The sequence below is a fragment of the Streptomyces barringtoniae genome (assembly GCF_020819595.1).
In the GTDB taxonomy this organism is placed as follows: domain Bacteria; phylum Actinomycetota; class Actinomycetes; order Streptomycetales; family Streptomycetaceae; genus Streptomyces; species Streptomyces barringtoniae.
On sequence record NZ_JAJHNP010000002.1, the window covers coordinates 65244 to 83477 of the forward strand.

Consider the following 18234-nt stretch of genomic DNA (forward strand, 5'->3'; position numbering starts at 1 on the left):
CCATGTCTCACGCGGCGAGCGCGTGACCGGGATGCAGTACCACCTTGGTGTAGCCCTCGACCCGTTTGTCGAACTTCTCGTACGCCTGCGGCGCCTGGTCCAGCGGCAGCTCGTGGGAGACCACGAAACTGGGCTTGGCGCGCCCGGCGATGATCATGTCGCGCAGCTGGCGGTTGTACCGCTTGACGTTGCACTGACCGGTGCCCATCTGCTGGCCCTTCTCGAACATCTTGCCGATGGAGACCAGCAGCTGACCGTGCCTGGCGTGCTCGTCGGGGCCGCCCGGGTCCGAGGGCACGTACAGACCCGGCACGCCGAGCATGCCCGTGGGCCGTACCGTCATGACCAGCTCGTTGAGGACGATGGCCGGTTCCTCATGGCTGGCGTCGTGTGCCTGGGCCTGGTAGCCGACGGCGTCGACACCCTTGTCGGTGCCCTCGCCTCCGGTCTGCTCCTTGATCTGCTCCGCCGGGTCGCCCTTGGTGAAGTCGATCGGGATGGCCCCGATCTCCTCCGCCTTGGCGAGCCGCTCGGGCACCCGGTCGACCGAGAACACCTTCGCCGCACCGCGCAGCAGTGCCGAGTAGGCGGCCATCAGCCCCACCGGTCCGGCGCCGTAGACGGCCACGCTCTCGCCCGGGGACACCTGGGCGAGTTCGCAGCCGTGGTAGCCCGTCGGGAAGATGTCGGCGAGCAGCACGAAATCGGTCTCGAACTCGTCCCCCGGAGGCAGTTTCAAGCAGTTGAAGTCGGCGAACGGCACCCGCAGCAGCTCGGCCTGGCCGCCCTTGTACGGGCCCATCGCCACGTAGCCGTAGGCCCCGCCGGCGAACCCGGGATTGACCGTCAGGCAGAAGCCGGTCTTCCCGGCGAGACAGTTCTTGCAGAATCCGCAGGCGACGTTGAACGGCATCACGACACGGTCACCCTGGGACAAGGAGGTCACACCGCTGCCGACCTCCTCGATGATGCCGAGGTTCTCGTGTCCGAAGACGATGCCCGACTCGGCCGCCGTGCGGCCCTCGTACATGTGCAGGTCCGAGCCGCATATGGCGCTCGACGTGACACGTACGAGCACATCGTTGGGATGCTGGATCCGGGGATCCTGGACGTCCTTCACCACCACGCTGAAGGGCTCTTCGTAGACGACGGCTTTCACGTCTGTCACCTCCGCCGCTGTACCACCGGTACTTCCAGGTAACGCCGGTGCGGAAGGGGGTGCAACCCCCGTCCGGAGCGGGCGCTGAGCTGGGGTTCTGGTCCGCGTGTGCGAACGTGTATTCGATAGTAGGGTTCGTTCATGACCGTCACAGGTGCGGCCCCGCCGCACGTGCCGCGCAGTGCTCTCGCCGACACTGTGCTGGAGCGGGTGACGGCCGTGTTCACGGCCGCCGCCGATCCCGGGCGGGCCGGTCCGATGCGGGCGTACATGAAGGACGTGGCGCCCTTCCTCGGCATCCCCACCCCGGACCGCCGTGCCCTGTCCCGTACCGTCCTCGCGGGCACCCCGCGCCCCGACGAGGCCGACTGCACCGCGATCGCGCTGCGCTGCTGGCAGCTGCCCGAGCGCGAGTACCAGTACTTCGCGGTGGACTATCTGCGTCGGCACGCCGGACGGTGCTCCTCCGGCCTCCTGCCGGTGACCCGGCACCTCGTGACGACCGTCCCGTGGTGGGACACCGTCGATCTGCTGGCCGCGCACGTGGTCGGCCGGCTGGTCGCCGCCGATCCCGCACTCGGCACCGACATGGACGCCTGGATCACCGACGGCGACCTGTGGTTGGTGCGCACGGCCCTGCTCCACCAGCTGACCCGCAAGGAACACACCGACACCGACCGGCTGTTCGCCCACTGCCTGCTCCAGTCCGGGCATCCCGACTTCTTCGTCCGCAAGGCGATCGGCTGGGCCCTGCGCGAGTACGCCAAGACCGACCCCGGGGCCGTACGGGCCTTCCTGGCACGGGAGCGGGGCAGGTTCGCCCCGCTGACCGTCCGGGAGGCGCTGAAGAACATCGGCGCCTGAGCGGGCCCCGACGCGGGCCTCGACGCAGGCCCCGACACAGGCCTCAACTCGCCGACCGCCGAAAATCGTTCGACGCCGGACACCTGCTCGGCGATGATCGACCCCATGTTCCGGTACGCCTTCCTCCTCGCAGCATCCGCCGTCGCGGATGCGCCGAAGGCTGCCGTCCTGATCCTCGTGGCCGCTGTCGACGGCGCCCGAAGCTGACCCTCCCCGGAACGTCCGGCGGACCCCGCAGGGGGAGGGTCGGCCAGTCACCGGGGTCCTGATTCTCCTTTCACGGCTGAGAGGCTTCGAGGTACAGCCATGTCCAAAACGGCCTACGTGCGCACCAAGCCGCACCTGAACATCGGCACCATGGGTCATGTCGACCACGGCAAGACCACCCTGACCGCCGCCATCACCAAGGTCCTCGCCGAGCGCGGCACCGGCACCTTCGTGCCCTTCGACCGCATCGACCGGGCCCCGGAGGAGGCCGCCCGCGGCATCACCATCAACATCGCGCACGTCGAGTACGAGACCGACACCCGGCACTACGCCCACGTGGACATGCCGGGCCACGCGGACTACGTCAAGAACATGGTCACCGGCGCCGCGCAGCTCGACGGGGCGATCCTCGTCGTGTCCGCGCTCGACGGGATCATGCCGCAGACCGCCGAACACGTGCTGCTCGCCCGGCAGGTGGGCGTCGACCACATCGTCGTCGCGCTCAACAAGGCCGACGGCACGGACGACGAGGAGCTCGTCGATCTCGTCGAGCTGGAGGTCCGCGACCTGCTCACGGCCCAGGGCTACCCGGGCGACGCCGTACCGGTCGTACGGGTCTCGGGGCTGCGGGCGCTGGAGGGCGACCCGCGGTGGACGGCGTCCATCGAGGCGCTGCTCGACGCGGTGGACACCTACGTGCCCATGCCGGAGCGGTACCTGGACGCGCCGTTCCTGCTGCCGGTGGAGAACGTGCTCACCATCACCGGGCGGGGCACGGTCGTCACCGGCGCGGTGGAGCGGGGGACGCTGCGCCTCGGCGACCGGGTGGCGGTGCTGGGTGCCGAGCTGGAGACCGTGGTCACCGGCCTCGAGACCTTCGGCAAGCCGATGGATGAGGCGCAGGCCGGGGACAACGTGGCGGTGCTGCTGCGGGGTGTGCCACGCGACGGCGTGCGGCGCGGGCATGTCGTGGCGGCCCCGGGGAGCGTCGTGCCCGCCCGGCGGTTCTCGGCTCGGGTGTATCTGCTGTCGGGGCGCGAGGGCGGCCGTACGACGCCGGTCGCCACCGGGTACCGGCCGCAGTTCTACATCCGTACGGCGGATGTGGTGGGGGACGTCGACCTCGGTTCCGTGGGTGTGGCCAGGCCCGGGGAAACGGTGGAGATGACCGTGGAGCTCGGGCGGGAGGTGCCGTTGGAGCCGGGGCTCGGGTTCGCCATCCGTGAGGGCGGTCGGACCGTGGGGGCGGGGACCGTGACCACCGTGGAGTGAGGCTCGGGTGCGTGCGGGACTGCGGCGCCTTCGGGTCGCTGCCGCCAGGCACAATGGACAGGTGAACGAAGCCATACCCGTCTCCCGCACCACCGACCACGGCACCGCCAAACTCATGCCCGACGTCGACCGTGCGCGGGCCTGGCTGCTCACGGTCGACGGGGCGCCGCAGTCGTACGTCGATCTGGACGAACCCGCGTATCTGGAGTTCGAGTACACGCGTCGCCTCGGGCACGTGCTGGACACGGTTGCCGAGGCCGGACGGCCGCTGGACGTGGTGCACCTGGGCGGGGGAGCGCTGACCCTGCCCAGGTACGTGGCAGCGACCCGGCCCGGCTCGCGGCAGGACGTCGTCGAGGCCGACCGGGGGCTGCTGGAACTGGTCGCCGAGTATCTGCCGCTGCCGGAGGGCTCGGGCATCGCGGTGCACGCCGCCGACGCCCGGGCCTGGCTGGAGACGGCCCCCGACGATCACGCCGACGTGCTGATCGCCGACGTCTTCGGCGGGTCCCGGGTGCCGGCGCATCTGACCACGCTCGCCTACGCACGGGAGGCCGAGCGGGTGCTGCGCCCGGACGGGGTCTATCTGGCCAACCTCGCGGACGCGGCGCCGTTCGGGTTCCTGCGGTCCCAACTGGCCACGTTCGCCGCCGTTTTCGAGGAGCTGGTGCTGATCGCTGAGCCCGCGGTGCTGCGCGGCCGCCGGTTCGGGAACGCGGTGCTCGTCGCCGCGCACCGGCCCTTCGCCATCACCGCCCTGGCCCGGCGTACCGCGGCGGACACCTTTCCGGCGCGGGTCGAACGCGGGGCGTCGGTACGGGAGTTCACCGGTCCCGCGCGGCCGGTGGAGGACGCCGACGCCGTACCGTCACCCGAGCCCCCCGGCGGGTCGTTCGGCATCGGCTGACGCGCCCGGGGAGGCGGCGACCGGCCGGCTGCGGCGGGTCAGCGTACGGACGTCCGGGACCAGCAGCACCAGTGCGGTGGCCACGACGACCAGTCCGGCGCAGCCCCACAGCGCGGCGGACCGCCCGAAGGCGCTCTCGGCGGGGCCCACCAGCGCCGTCGCGAGCGGAATGAGGGAGACCGAGCCGAACCAGTCGTACGCCGAGACGCGGGAGAGCTTGTCCTCGGGGATCTCCTGGTGCAGCGCGGTCATCCAGGACACCCCGAACACCTCCACCGTCGTACCGGCGGCGAACATCACCACGTACAGCGCCTCGGCCGGTACCGGTACGGCCAGGGCGGCGGCGGGCAGGGCCGCCGGGAAGACGCACAGGGTGCCGGCGAGCAGCAGGCGGCGGGGTTTCCAGCGGGTCATCAGCAGGGCGCCGGCCACCGTGCCCGCGCCGAACGCGGCCAGGGCCAGGCCCCAGGGTCCCGCGCCGCCCAGGCTGTCGCGGGCGACGAGCGGGCCGTAGACCGCCTCGGCTGCGCCGACCACCGCGTTGGCGATCGAGAACTGTACGACGACGGCCCACAGCCAGGGACGGCCGATGAACTCCCGCCAGCCGTCGCGGAGATCGTCCAGCATGCCCTCGCCGGGTGTGCGCGGCGGGATGTGGCTGATGTCGAGGAAGGAGCGGAGGGTGCCGGCGAGCGCGAAGGCGGCTGCGTCGAACGCGAGCACCCAGCCGGGGCCGACGGCCGCGACCAGGGCACCGCCCAGGGCCGCGCCGCCGAGGGCCGCGCCCTGCGTGGCCATGCGGAAGACGGCGAACGCCCGGCCCGCCTGCTCGCCCTCCACCGAGGACAGCAGCATGCCCTCGGCCGCCGGGCCGAAGAACGCCTGACCGGTGCCGCCGAGCGCGCTGAGCAGCATCATCTGCCACAGCCGGGGCTCGCCGGCCAGCACCAGCGTGGCGAAGGCGCCCTGGGAGAGGCAGTTGAGGGCGTTGGCGGCGACCATCACCCGGTGGCGGGGCAGCCGGTCCGCGAGCGCGCCGCCGACGAGCAGGAACACCACCAGCGGCACGGTGCGCGAGGCGGCGACGAGTCCCACGTCCGCGCCGTCGCCGCCCGCGTCCAGCACGGCGAACGCGGCGGCGACGAGCGAGCCGTTGGCACCGAGTCCGGTCACGACGGCAGCCGCGGTCAGCAGGGAGTAGTTGCGGCCCGCCCAGGAGGGCCTGCGCGGGGCGTGCCGGGTGGACGGTGAGTTCACCGGGCGACTATCGCTCGCGGGCGCCGCGTGGGCAATCGGTTTCGTGCGTGTTCCGGCCCGCCGAGCCGGAACACGCACGCGGGCTCACTGGTTCGTCGGGTCTCCGTGCAGCCGGACGGTGCTGAGGATCTTCAGCACGGTCGCCTTGGACACCTCGCCGTTCACTCCCTTGGCGCCGTAGAAGTCGAACGACACGTAGTCGTGCGCCGAGTTCTGGAAGCCGAACGTGAGCGCCTTGCCGTCGGTCACACACTTGCCCTTCCGGGGCGTGTGGGTCGACTGCGCCCACGCGTAGCTGCCCTCGACACCCGAGGCGGACTTGAAGGAAGTGGGCTTCTTGTCCCACGAGATGCTCTTCTTGTCCGGCATGGTGTAACCGCCGTAGACCCACCAGGGCGGTGTGTTGATGGCGATCTCGTTCGTGCTCTTGGCGCCGCTCGCCCCCTTGGTACCCACGACCGCCAGCGGGGTGTCCTCGGTGCGGCCGTCCTTGTCGTCGTCCGAGGTGCACCAGTCGGACTTGTACTCGGCGAGACCCGACATGGTGATGCCCGAGTCCTTCTCGCTCTTCGGGAAGGTGAAGCCGACCGCGACGCCGGGGGACTGCACCTCCCACTGCGCCGGCACGTCGAACGCGACGCCCCACTTGGGGTTCACCACGACCTTCCAGCCGGGGACGGTCGGTTTCTCCGTTGCGGCCCCGCGCGGGTCGTCCGTGTCCGACGAACTGGCCGTCGGCTGGGGCGCGGGCGACTGGCTCGCGTGCTGCCCGCCCTTGCCGGCGGCCTGGTTCTTCTTGTCGCCCTTCCCGCCGAGGACGAGATAGCCGGTCACTGCGGCGGCCACCACGACCGCCGTGGCCGCGGCGATCGCGATCAGCTTGGTGCGGCCGCCGCCCGACTGCGGGGGCTGCGGGACGGGCGCGGTGGGCGGCTGCTGCGGCCCCCACTGCGGCTGCTGACCGTACGGCGCGGCCTGCGGATACTGCTGGTATCCCGGCTGCTGGTACGGGTTCGGCTGCTGGTAACCCGGCTGCTGGTACGGATTGTGCTGCGGGTTGTTCTGCGGGTTGGGCGCGCCCCCTGGCGGCTGCTGATCTGGCCACATGGCCAGTAACCCTAGTGCCGCCATGGACACGATTCGGTCACCGGCCCTCGTCAGGGTCGTAGCGAAGCGGGGCGGACTCCGTGTGGAAGAGGGGGGTGGGCTACGTCTCCCCGCTGGTCAGGCCCGGCTACCCATGAGTAACATGGCGGCATGAGCGCAGACCAGATGTCGATCGGCGAGATGCTCGCCGCCACCGTGCCCATGGCTCGGACGCTGAACCTGGAGTTCCTGGAGACCTCTCCGGACAAGGCCGTCGTGTCCCTTCCGGACCAGGGCGCCTATCACAACCACGTGGGCGGGCCGCACGCCGGGGCGATGTTCACCCTCGGCGAGTCGGCCAGCGGCGCCATCGTGCTGGCCGCCTTCGGGGACCAGCTCTCCCGCGCGGTGCCGCTCGCCGTCCGTGCCGACATCGCCTACAGGAAGCTCGCGATGGGGGCCGTCACCGCGACCGCCACGCTGGGCCGTCCGGCCGCCGACGTCGTCGCCGAGCTGGACGCCGGGCAGCGCCCCGAGTTCCCCGTGGCGATCGAGATCCGCCGCGCCGACGGCGCCGTGACGGGGGAGATGACCGTCGTGTGGACGCTGCGTCCCAACGGCTAGGGTTTACTGGGCACTTGAGGGGAGCCGACAGGTGAAGGGCCCCTCTGCTCGCGTGCGTTCGCTCTACGCCGCACGCCGCCGGCCCCTGCTGCCGGCTGCGCCCTCCTCCAGCCCTGCCACGAACTCCCTCGGCCAGTCGGCGAATTCGGGGCCGAGGCCGGGGCGGGCGCAGGCCGGCCGGACCACCGTGCGCACGGAGTCGGCCTTGTCGCCGGTGTCGTGGCGCGGACCGTCGAGGACGACCCCGTGCACGGTGCCGTCCGCCGCGAGGTCCTGGAGGGCGTCCGTCGGCTGGATCTCGCCGCCGCGGCCCGGCGCGGTGCGCTCCAGGACGCCGAACACGGCCGGGTTCAGGACGTGGCGGCCGAGCACCGCGTACCGGCTCGGCGCGATCCCGGGCGCCGGTTTCTCCACGAGTCCGGTGACGCGTACCACCCCGTCCTCGCCGGCCGGTTCCACCGCCGCGCAGCCGTAGAGGTGGATCCGCGCCGGGTCGACCTCCATCAGTGCCACCACGCTGCCCGCGTACCGCTCGCGGACCTGGAGCATCCGGCTCGGCAGGGTCCCGCGCGGGTCGATCGGATCGTCGCCGAGCAGGACCGCGAAGGGCTGGTCGCCGACGTGGTGGCGGGCGCACAGCACAGCGTGGCCGAGGCCGAGCGGGTCGCCCTGGCGGATGCGGTGGATGTCGGCCGGCCGCGCCGGATCGCGCACCGCGTCCAGCCGCACGGTGTCGCCCTTGGCCGCCGGCGCCTGCTGCAGTTCGAAGGCGCTGTCGAAGTGGTTGCCGCGGCCGCCTCGACGTTGCGGACCGGACCGGGGCATGCGGGGGCCGCTGGGAGGGTGGGAGGCGATCATGCGGGCCATGCTCGGACACGCCGATGGGAGCCCGCCCGGAGAAACACGGGAACGAGCCGTGGAAGTGATACCGACGGTAACTCCCGTGCATTTCACCGACTCTGAAGTCGAGTCAATCGAACTTCTTGTTTCCTGTGAGTCGCGTGTGCGAAGGTGAGCCTTCCCGCGGGAGGGCAGAGGCAGGCGTCGAACGCCCAGGCCGGCCCTTTAGGTATGTACCAGAACCAGGTATGCACCACATCGGCACTGCTTTCCGACAGGACGGCATTTCGTGCGCGGTCCTGCGGCTGGAAGGAAATGGTTCCGTGCAGCCCCCACACCCCCCACGCCCGCCCTATCCGCCGCTGCCCGGTTCGCCCGGGGAGTCCGACCGCGATCTCGTCGCCCGGCTCGGCGGCCCCCACTCCGTCCGCCATCACGCCGTCGCCCTGCTGCTGGCCCGCCACTGGCGCGCCGCCCGCGACTACGCCGTCGTCTGCCTGGCCTCCGCCGGTCCCGTGCCGCAACTCGTGGCCACCGCCGCCTTCCACGAGGTCCTCGGCCGGCTGGCGGGCGGAGCGGCCGGCGGCGCCCTGCGCCCGCACCTGCTCGTCGCCGTCCGCGACACCGTCCGCGCCTGGGCGGCGGACGACGTCGCCTGCGCGACCCTGCCGGAATTGCGCAAACCCGCCGGAGGTCGCGGACTGCGTGCGACAAACCCCGGAACACCGGAAAGACGACAACTCGCCGAACGCGCGTTCCAGGCACTTCCCGGCGCCTCGCAATGCCTTCTGTGGCACACCGAGGTGGAAGCGGAGCCGATAAACATACCCGCTGGTCTGCTGGGTATCGACCCGGTCACCGCGACGGCCGCCCTGGAACAGGCACGCGAGCAATTCCGGGCGGGTTGCGTACGCGGCCACCGGGAACTCGCGCCCTCCAGGGAATGCCGCTTCTACAACCGGCTCCTGGACGTACCCATGCGCCGTGGCGGCGCCCTGCTGCCGGAGGTGCGGCAGCATCTGACGGCCTGTCCGTGCTGCCGGTACGCCGCCGAGACCTTCGGGCTGTTCGACGGCGGCCTGGGCCTCCTGCTCGCCGAGACCGTGCTCGGCTGGGGCGCCCGCCGCTACCTCGACTCCCGCCCCGGACGCGGCGCCGCCGAGGAACTGCCGTGCGGGCCGGCACCCGCCCCGGTGGCCCCGGGGGCGGGCGGCAGACACCGCACCGGGCCCGGCGGCCGCCACCGCACGGCACTGGTCGTCGGCGTGGGACTGGCCTCGCTCGCGCTGCTCGCCACCGTCCTCGTGGCCAGGAGCTGGTCCGATGACAACGGTGTCCCCGTGCCCGGCGCCACCTGGGGTGCCCCCGCCGGCCACTCCACACACGCGGAGGGCACCGGCACCCGGGCCGCCACCTCCTCCACCGCCCCGGCCGGCGAAGGCGACGAGGTGGCCCACGGCGGCCTGCGCGCCCTCGCCTCCGGGCGCTGCCTGGCCGTACGCGGGGACGGCGTGCGGGCGGGCGCGGGCGTCGGGCTCGCACCCTGCGCCGCCGCCGCCTCGCAGCAGTGGTCGTACCAGGACGACGGGTTGCTGCGCAGCGCAGTCGACCCCTCCCTGTGCCTGGCCGCCGACCCCGGGACGCGGAGCGTCGTGCTGGCCGGATGCGTCGTGCACGCCGGAGAGGTCGCGTACGACATCACCGTGCGCGGCGAGATCCTGCCGCGCCGGCACGTGGGCCTCGCGCTCGCTCCGGACTCCGGCGACACATCGGCCCGCGTCACGCTGGTTCCGCGCGACGGTTCGCCGGAGCAGCTCTGGGTGCTGGAGCCGGCGGCGGAGGGGGCAGGAGCGGGTCGGCCGGACGCGGCGCAGGGCGGGGCGGACGCGCCAGGGGGGCGGCAGCCGGGGTTCTCCCAGGGCGATGGGCCTGAGCAGGGCGATGGGTCCTTGCCCGGCGAGGGGGCGCCGAAGGGCGTCGGACTCTCGAAAGGCGGTACCGAGGGCCCGCCGCACGGGAACACCTCGCGCGGGAAGCCGGAGGGCACGGGGAGCGGAGCGGGGGTGGGGGAGTCGGGCGAGACCCGGGTCGCGCAGGTCCGGGCCGGCCACGACCGGCGGCGCACCGGCTCCGTGTCGCCCGCCAGGGCGGTGCGCGCGGTGCACCGGGCCCTCCCGCCGGTCACCGGCACGGTCGCCGCCGTACCGGCGACCGTGGGCACGCTGCTGCGCTGACGCGCCGCACGGGACGTACCCCGGCCCCCGGCACCGCGATCGGGCCACGACACCGAAGTCATGTGGAATTTACAGACTTCGAGTGGATGTACCGCCGCGTTGCGGCCGGGTGAGTGGGCGGTGACGCAGGCGGGGGCTTTGCCGGGATTGTGGTGGTGTGGTGCGGGGACCGGCGTGGTTCCCCGCCCGCACCGGTGAGGGGAATTACCGCGTTTTTCCGGTTCTTGCGGCGAATTGGAACCGCTGGCCGAATCGATGTCACCGGGCGCGAAAAGGGGGCGTCGTTATTGACCCGTGAGTAGGCCGAGGCTAGTTTCCGGTGCCCTCGCACCAGAGCGTTCCGCCGCACACCCCCCACCGTGCTGTCTCGCCGATCGTGCCGGAGCATCATGACCTCGCCTGTGCGCCCCCATGACCTCGTCCTGTGCCTCACCCCCTTCGGAGAACCCGACGCCGGTCTCACCGCCGCGGCCTGCGCCGCCGGGGCGCTCGGCATCCTCGACCTGGGCATCGGGGACCGGAGATCCCGGGAGGCGCTGTCCCGGCTGAGACGATCCGCGCCGGGGCCCTTCGGGGTACGGGTGACGGGGCGCTGCGCACTGACCCCGGCCGAGGCCGGCGACGCCCCCGACACCGTGGTCCTCACCGCCGACGCGAACTGGTCTGGGTCCGAACTCCCCTCCGCCTGCCGCGTGTTGGCGGAGGTCACGGACATCCGCCAGGCGCACGCGGCCGTGCGCGCAGGTGCCCAGGGGCTGATCGCCCGCGGCGGCGAGAGCGGCGGCCGGGTCGGCGAGCTGAGCACCTTCGTCCTGCTGCAACAGCTGCTGTCCGACGAGGAGTCGCGCCGCCTCCCGGTCTGGGCCTGCGGCGGCATCGGCCCGCGTACGGCGGCGGCCGCGGTGGCCGGCGGTGCCGCCGGAGTGGTCCTCGACAGCCAGCTGGCCCTGCTCGCCGAGTCGGGGCTGCCCGAGACGGTCCGTTCCGTGCTGCGCACCCTGGACGGCTCGGAGACCGTGGTGCTGGGCGGCCACCGGGTACTACGGCGCCGGGGACCGGACGCCCCCCGCCCGCCGGCCGACGACCCCGGGGCGGTCGCACCCCTGCTGGGCGCGGACGACCTGCGCGGCAGGCTGCTGCCGGTGGGCCAGGACGGCTTCCTGGCCGCCCGGTTCGCCGAACGGTTCGGGGACCTACGGCGGTCGGTGCGCGAGGTGGCGAAGGCGATCGACGGCGTGGCCGACGGCGGAGCGGCCACGGCACTGCGACCGGACTCGGCCATGAGCCGGGCGCTCGGGACCCGGCTCCCCGTCGCGCAGGGCCCCATGACCCGGGTCAGCGACCAGGCGGGCTTCGCCGCGGCCGTCGCCGCGGACGGGGCGCTGCCGTTCCTGGCGCTGGCCCTCGCCGACGGCGCGCGGACCCGGTCGATGCTCACCGAGGCGCGGGCCGTGCTGGACGGGCGGTCCTGGGGCGTCGGCGTGCTCGGCTTCGCCCCCGAGGAGACCAGGAACGCCCAGCTGGACGCCGTACGCGAACTGCGGCCCACACACGCGATCATCGCCGGCGGACGGCCCGCCCAGGCCGAGACGCTGGAGCGGGCCGGGATCCGCACCTACCTGCACGTGCCCTCGCCGGGACTGCTGCGGCAGTTCCTGGACGCAGGCGCGCGCCGGTTCGTGTTCGAGGGGTCCGAGTGCGGCGGTCATGTGGGGCCCCGGGCCTCCTTCCCCCTCTGGGAGGCCCAACTCGCCGTACTGCAGGACTTCCTGGACCAGGCCGACGATCCGACCGCCCGGCGGCTGGAGGTGTTCTTCGCCGGCGGCGTCCACGACGAGCGGTCGGCGGCGATGGTCGCGGCCCTGGCCGCACCGCTCACCGCCCGGGGCGCCGCCGTCGGCCTGCTCATGGGCACCGCCTACCTGTTCACCGAGGAGGCCGTCGCGCACGGCGCCGTCCGGCCCGTCTTCCAGCGGCAGGTGCTCACCGCCACCACGACCACCCTCCTGGAGACCGCCCCCGGCCACGCCACCCGCTGTGTCCCGAGCCCCTTCACCGGTGACTACCGTGCGCACGAGGCCGCTCTCCGCGCGCAGGGGCTGACCGACCGCGAGGTCTGGGAACAGCTGGAACGGCTCAATGTCGGCCGGCTGCGCATCGCCAGCAAGGGCGTCGAGCGCCGAACCGACGGCGCGTTGGCGACCGTGGACGAGGAACGGCAGCTCACGGACGGCATGTTCATGGCCGGCGAGGTCGCCGTCCTGCGCTCGGCGACCACCACCCTGGCGGACCTGCACCGCTCGGTCACCGACGGCGCCGCCGATCTGCTGACGCGGCGGGCCGCCCACCCGAGCGCCGGGGCCTGCGCCGCCGAGCCGGAGCCGCCCGCACCGCTGGACATCGCCATCGTCGGCATGGCCTGCATGTTCCCCCAGGCCCCCGACCTCGCCGCCTTCTGGTCCAACATCGTCGGCGGCCGCGACGCCGTCACCGAGGTGCCGTCCGAACGCTGGGACCCGGCCGTGCACCACGCGGCCGGCACCACGGCGTCCAAGTGGGGCGGATTCCTGCCCCGCATCCCCTTCGACCCGCTGCGCTACGGCATCCCGCCCGCCTCCCTCGGCAACATCGAGCCCGTCCAGCTGCTGTCCCTGGAGGCGGCCCGCCGGGCGCTGGAGGACGCCGGATACGGCGAGCAGGGGCGGGAGTTCGACCGCACGCGAACCTCGGTCGTCTTCGGCGCCGAGGCGGGCAGCGACCTGTCCAACGCCGTCACCCTGCGCGCCGTACTCCCGTCGTACTACGGCACGGTGCCCGACGGGCTGGACGGGCAACTGCCCCGGCTGACCGAGGACTCCTTCCCCGGCATGCTCGCCAACGTCATCTCCGGCCGGATCGCCAACCGGCTGGACCTCGGCGGCGCCAACTTCACCGTCGACGCCGCGTGCGCCTCCTCCCTCGCCGCCCTCGACGTGGCCTGCAAGGAACTCGTCTCCGGCACCAGTGACCTCGTGCTGTGCGGCGGCGCCGACCTGCACAACGGCATCAACGACTACGTCCTGTTCTCCTCCGTCCACGCGCTCTCCCCGACCGGGCGCTCCCGCGCCTTCGACTCCCGCGCCGACGGCATCGCCCTCGGCGAGGGCGTGGCCTGCCTGGTCCTCAAACGGCTCGCGGACGCCGAACGTGCCGGCGACCGGATCTACGGCGTGGTCAAGGGCCTCGGCTCCGCCAGCGACGGCCGCTCCCTCGGCCTCACCGCACCCCGCCCCGAAGGCCAGCGGGCGGCCCTGGAGCGGGCGTACCGCAACGCCGGTGTCTCGCCCGCGGACGTCGGCCTGGTCGAGGCGCACGGCACCGGCACGGTCGTCGGCGACCGCACCGAACTCACCGTGCTCAGCGAGGTGTTCACCGAGGCGGGCGCGCAGGCGGCCGGCTGTGCGCTCGGCTCGGTCAAGTCGCAGATCGGTCACACCAAGTGCGCCGCCGGCCTCGCGGGCCTCATCAAGACCGCCCTCGCCCTCCACACCGGTGTCACCCCGCCCACCCTGCATCTGGAGCGGCCCAACCCGGCCTGGGCGGAGGGCGACAGCCCGTTCGTCTTCCACACCCGCGCCCGGCCCTGGACGGCACCGGCCGCCGAACGCCTGGCCGGCGTGAGCGCGTTCGGCTTCGGCGGCACCAACTTCCATGCCGTGCTGGCCGCTCACGCCGACGCCGCACCGCCCCGCCGGTCTGTGGACGCCTGGCCCGCCGAGCTGTTCCTCTTCCGGGGCCGGGACACGGCGGCGGCCCATCGGCAGGCCGCGGAGCTCCTCCGGGCCGCCGAGACCGACGGCCACCCCTGGCGCCTGCGCGACCTCGCCCTCGCCGCGGCCCGCCGCGCCGACACCTCACACGAACCGGTACGGGCCGCGCTCGTGGCCCGCGACACCGACGAACTCACCGGCCAACTGCGACGGCTCCTCGCGGGCGAGTGCGATCCGGCCGCCGGGATCCACGTGGCGGATGCGGTGGGGGAGGCGGGGGAGGACGGCACCGCGGGTGCGGGTGCGGGTGCGGGTGCGGATGCGGTACGGGGCGCGGGCGCGTATCCGGCGCGAGGCGGGCTGTCGGCTCGGGTGGAGGAGGGCTGCGCGGGCTCGGTGGAGGGGGGTGGCACTGGGTCGGGGGAGCTTGGCGTCGCGGGTCTGGTGGAGGGGGGTGGCGCTGGGTCGGGGGAAGTCGGCGTCGCGGCTCTGGTGGAGGCAGGTGGCTCGGGTCTGGCGGAGCGTGGCGTCGACAGGCTGGTGGAGGGTGGCGGCGCGGACCGGGTGGAGGGCGGAGTCGAGGACCCGGTGGAGCGTGGCTTCGCGGGTCCGGTGGAGACGGGTGGCGCGGACCGGGTGGAGCGTGGCGTCGAGAGCCTGGTGGAGGGCAAGGCCGCGGAGCCGATGGATGGCAGGGTCGCGGCGTCGTTGGATGGCGGAGGCGCGGCGTCGGTCGAGGGCAGGTTCGCGGCGTCGGTGGACAGCGGGGGCGGCGGCCCGGTGTCGGGCAAGGTCGCCCTTCTCTTTCCCGGGCAGGGCAGTCAACGTCCCGGGATGCTCGCCGAGCTCCTGGTCCACCTTCCCGAGCTGCGGTACTACCTGGACCTCGGTCGCGCGCACGCCGACGCCGTCCACCCGCCCGCCGCCTTCGACGAGGCCGCGCGGGAGCGCCGGCGGGCCGCCCTCACCGATACCCGGGCCGCGCAGCCCGCCCTCGGCATCACGGGCCTCGCCGCCCACGCCTTCCTCACCTCGGCCGGGGTCCACCCCGACCAGGCCGCCGGGCACAGCTACGGCGAGCTGGTCGCCCTCGCCGCGGCCGGCGCCCTGGACCCCGAGACACTGCTGCAGCTGAGCGCCGAGCGGGCCGGCGCGATCCTGGCGGCGGCGGGCGACGACCCGGGCACCATGGCCGCCGTCGGCGCCGGCGCCGAGACCGTCGTACGCACCCTGCGCACGACCGGCGCACCCGCCTCCGTCGTCGTCGCCAACCTCAACTCACCCGAGCAGACGGTGGTTTCCGGACCGACGGCGGATGTCGAGACGGCCGTACGGCTGCTGCGCGACACCGGAATCGGCGCGCGGCGCATCCCCGTGGCCTGCGCCTTCCACAGCCCGCTCGTGGCCGCTGCAGGGGAGCGGTTCGCCAAGGTTCTCGCGGACAAGACGGTCCGGGCCCCCGAGTTCCCCGTCTGGGCCAACCGCACCGCCGCGCCCTATCCGTCCGACCCCGACGAGGTGCGCGCCGGACTCGCCGCCCAGATCGGCGCCCCCGTCGCCTTCGCCGCCCAGATCGAGGCCATGTACGAGGCGGGCGCCCGCGTCTTCGTCGAGGCGGGCCCCGGCACGGTCCTCACCCGGCTCGTCGCACGGATCCTCGGTGACCGCCCGCATCGCACCGTCGCCTGCGAACCGGACGCCGGCAGCGGCCTGCGCGGCTGGCTCGACGCCCTCGCCCGGCTCGCCGTCGCCGGACAGCCCGTGCGCACCGCCTGGCTCCTGCGGGGGCGCGACGCCGTCGACGCGCTGCGCGGCCCGGCACCGAAACGGCCCGGCTGGACGGTCGACGGACACCTCGTCCGCACCGCCGACGGAGCACTCCTGCCCGGTGCCCTCGCACCGGCCCGACGAGTCGTGGAGACGACCGTGACCACCGACCAGCCGTACGGCGCCCCGGCCGACCGGGACGCGCTCATCTCCGAATTCCTGCGCACCAGCCGGGAGATGATCGCGGCCCAGCGCGACGTCCTGCTGACCTACTTCGGCGCGTCGCCCGGCGCCACACCGCCGGCGCCGGTTCCGGCCGTACCGGTTCGCCAGTCGGTCGCACCTGAATTGCCGCCGGTGGAAGCGGAGTTGCCCGAGCCGAACGGCGAGCCGGACGGCGAAGTGCCGGTCGCCGACATCGAGCGGGTCGTCCTGGAGATCATCAGCGAACGCACCGGCTACCCCGTCGACATGATCGAGCCCGACCTCGACCTGGAGGCGGACCTCAGCATCGACTCGATCAAGCGGGCCGAGATAGCGGGCGAACTCGCCAAGCGGCTGGGCATCGCGGGCGGCGCCGAGGTTCTGGAGGACGCCGAACTGGAGGAGCTGGCCAAGGCGCGTACGGCCGCGGCCGTGACGGGGTGGCTGACGGCGCGGGTGGGGGCGCGGTCCGGCGTCGCGGGAGGGTTGCACGAGGAGTCCGGCACCGGTGACCGGGAACCGGCCGAAGCGGCGTACCCCCTGACGGCATACACCCCCGTCCCCGGCGTCCCGCCCCGGCGCTGCGAGTTGCGTCCGGTGCCCCTCCCGGAGCCAGAGCCGGCTGTCGGCGAAGGCGGAGGCGGAGGCGGAGGCCACGCCCTGTCCGGCCGGCGTTTCGCCCTCCTCGGCGACGGTGCGGGCGTGGCGGCGGAGGTCGCGGCGCGGCTCGCCGAGCACGGTGCCGAAGCCGTGGTGCTCGACGCGGGCCACCTCCTCACCGCGGCCGACGGCCGGGTCGACGGTGCGGTGTACCTCGGCGCACTGCCCGGCCCCGACCTCCCGGTGCTGCCGGACGCCTTCCCGGTGCTGCGCGCGGCGCTCGCCCAGAGCCCGAGCCGACTGCTCGCCCTGCGGGCCGCCGATCCTGCGGGTGCTCACCGGGCGGCGGGACTGGACGGCTTGTTCCGCAGCGTCGGCCGTGAGTACCCGGACCTGCTCGCCCGGGTCGTCGCCGTCGCGGACACCGCCCCCGCGGCCGTCGCCGACGCCCTGCTCGCCGAGCTGCGGGCGCCCGAACCGGCCCCCGTCGTCCTGCGTACGGCGACCGGTGTCAGGCACGGCCTCACGCTGGTGCCCGCGCCTCTCGGCCCGCTTGCCGCCACCGGCGCCGGACCAGCCGGGGACGGTGCCGCCGAGGCGGCCGCGCTCGGCCTCGACCGGGATTCCGTAGTCCTGCTGGTCGGCGGCGCCCGCGGCATCACCGCGAGGTTCGCTGCCACGCTGGCCGGCGCCTGCCGGTGCCGTATCGACCTGCTGGGCCGTACGCCCGCGCCCGACGCCCCCGAGGACCCGCACACCGCCGCCGCGCGCACCCCCGTCGAGCTGCGGGCGGCGCTCGCCGCGCGGCCGGGTGCACCCGGTCCCGCCGGGATCAATCGGGCCGCCGCCCTGATCCTCGCCCAGCGGGAGATCACCGCGACCCTCGTGGAACTCCGCGCACTCGGCAGCGAGGCCCGCTACCGCTCGGTGGACTTCCGGGACCGGGACGCCGTCCTGCGGGCGGTCAAGGAGACCCACGCCGAACACGGCCGCCTCGACGGGGTCGTCTTCGCCGCGGGGGTCATCGAGGACCGGCTGATCGCCGACAAGACCCCCGAGTCCTTCCAGCGGGTCTACGGCACGAAGACGGCCGGCGCCGCAGCGCTGTTCGCCGCCCTGGACGACCTGCCGGGCGTCCCCGCGTTCACCGTGCTGTTCGGCAGCATCGCCGCCGTGCTCGGCAACCGGGGCCAGTCCGACTACGCCGCCGCCAACGACGCCCTGGAGACCCTCGGCGCCGACTGGGCCGCCCGTACCGGCGCTCGCGCGCTGACCGTCCACTGGGGGCCCTGGGCGCCGTCCGTGACGCACGGCGGCATGGTCGGCGCGGAACTCGGCCGTGAGTACGCCCGGCGCGGGATCGAGCTGATCGACCCCGACGAGGGCACCGCGGCCCTGCTGCGGGAGCTCGCCTGGGGCGAACCGTCCGTCCGCGCCGTCGTCTACACCGCATCGGGCTGGTGA

General features: G+C 73.8%; 10 protein-coding genes. 6 read left to right on the forward strand and 4 right to left on the reverse strand.

Annotated elements, in window-relative coordinates; all coding sequences use genetic code 11:
- Window positions 1-7: 7 nt before the first annotated feature.
- Window positions 8-1159: a glutathione-independent formaldehyde dehydrogenase gene (locus LMU33_RS02650; protein ID WP_228617610.1), complete on the reverse strand. Its 1152-nt coding sequence runs from the start codon at window positions 1157-1159 to the stop codon at window positions 8-10.
- 141 nt (window positions 1160-1300) lie between these two features.
- On the opposite strand from LMU33_RS02650, the gene LMU33_RS02655 reads away from it, so the two are divergent.
- From LMU33_RS02655 to LMU33_RS02665, 3 genes are all read left to right on the forward strand, one after another.
- Window positions 1301-2023: a DNA alkylation repair protein gene (locus tag LMU33_RS02655; RefSeq protein WP_228616993.1), complete on the forward strand. Its 723-nt coding sequence runs from the start codon at window positions 1301-1303 to the stop codon at window positions 2021-2023.
- Between the two features lie 306 nt (window positions 2024-2329).
- The gene (tuf, locus tag LMU33_RS02660; RefSeq protein WP_228616994.1) at window positions 2330-3502 is read left to right on the forward strand and encodes an elongation factor Tu; all 1173 of its coding nucleotides are present in this window, start codon (window positions 2330-2332) and stop codon (window positions 3500-3502) included.
- A 61-nt stretch (window positions 3503-3563) separates the two neighbouring features.
- Entirely contained in the window at window positions 3564-4409 is an 846-nt protein-coding gene (locus LMU33_RS02665; RefSeq protein ID WP_228616996.1) for a spermidine synthase, read from the forward strand.
- Here the strand turns inward: LMU33_RS02665 and LMU33_RS02670 are convergent.
- Together LMU33_RS02670 and LMU33_RS02675 are read right to left on the reverse strand one after the other, a co-directional pair.
- Window positions 4371-5666: an MFS transporter gene (locus LMU33_RS02670; protein ID WP_228616998.1), complete on the reverse strand. Its 1296-nt coding sequence runs from the start codon at window positions 5664-5666 to the stop codon at window positions 4371-4373. The two genes, LMU33_RS02665 and LMU33_RS02670, sit on opposite strands and share 39 nt — an antisense overlap.
- Window positions 5667-5750: 84 nt before the next feature.
- A complete protein-coding gene (locus LMU33_RS02675) occupies window positions 5751-6773 on the reverse strand; it encodes a DUF8017 domain-containing protein (protein WP_228617001.1) in 1023 nt (340 codons plus the stop codon).
- Between the two features lie 150 nt (window positions 6774-6923).
- On the opposite strand from LMU33_RS02675, the gene LMU33_RS02680 reads away from it, so the two are divergent.
- On the forward strand, window positions 6924-7376 hold the full coding sequence (locus LMU33_RS02680) for a DUF4442 domain-containing protein (protein WP_228617002.1): 453 nt from the start codon (window positions 6924-6926) through the stop codon (window positions 7374-7376).
- A gap of 63 nt (window positions 7377-7439) precedes the next feature.
- Here the strand turns inward: LMU33_RS02680 and LMU33_RS02685 are convergent, their stop codons facing one another.
- Complete coding sequence (locus tag LMU33_RS02685) at window positions 7440-8201, reverse strand: UTP--glucose-1-phosphate uridylyltransferase (protein WP_228617612.1); 762 nt, start codon at window positions 8199-8201, stop codon at window positions 7440-7442.
- A 338-nt stretch (window positions 8202-8539) separates the two neighbouring features.
- Between LMU33_RS02685 and LMU33_RS02690 the strand changes: the two genes are divergently transcribed.
- Together LMU33_RS02690 and LMU33_RS02695 are read left to right on the forward strand one after the other, a co-directional pair.
- A complete protein-coding gene (locus LMU33_RS02690; RefSeq protein ID WP_228617004.1) occupies window positions 8540-10450 on the forward strand; it encodes an RICIN domain-containing protein in 1911 nt (636 codons plus the stop codon).
- Between the two features lie 389 nt (window positions 10451-10839).
- Complete coding sequence (locus tag LMU33_RS02695) at window positions 10840-18234, forward strand: type I polyketide synthase (protein WP_228617005.1); 7395 nt, start codon at window positions 10840-10842, stop codon at window positions 18232-18234.

Excerpts from the sequence above, each read along its gene's own strand:
- LMU33_RS02695 (WP_228617005.1), top strand. The coding sequence starts at position 10,840 with ATGACCTCGCCTGTGCGCCCCCATGACCTCGTCCTGTGCCTCACCCCC.
- LMU33_RS02680 (WP_228617002.1), top strand. The coding sequence starts at position 6,924 with ATGAGCGCAGACCAGATGTCGATCGGCGAGATGCTCGCCGCCACCGTG.
- tuf (WP_228616994.1), top strand. The coding sequence starts at position 2,330 with ATGTCCAAAACGGCCTACGTGCGCACCAAGCCGCACCTGAACATCGGC.
- LMU33_RS02685 (WP_228617612.1), bottom strand. The coding sequence starts at position 8,201 with ATGCCCCGGTCCGGTCCGCAACGTCGAGGCGGCCGCGGCAACCACTTC.
- LMU33_RS02675 (WP_228617001.1), bottom strand. The coding sequence starts at position 6,773 with ATGTGGCCAGATCAGCAGCCGCCAGGGGGCGCGCCCAACCCGCAGAAC.
- LMU33_RS02655 (WP_228616993.1), top strand. The coding sequence starts at position 1,301 with ATGACCGTCACAGGTGCGGCCCCGCCGCACGTGCCGCGCAGTGCTCTC.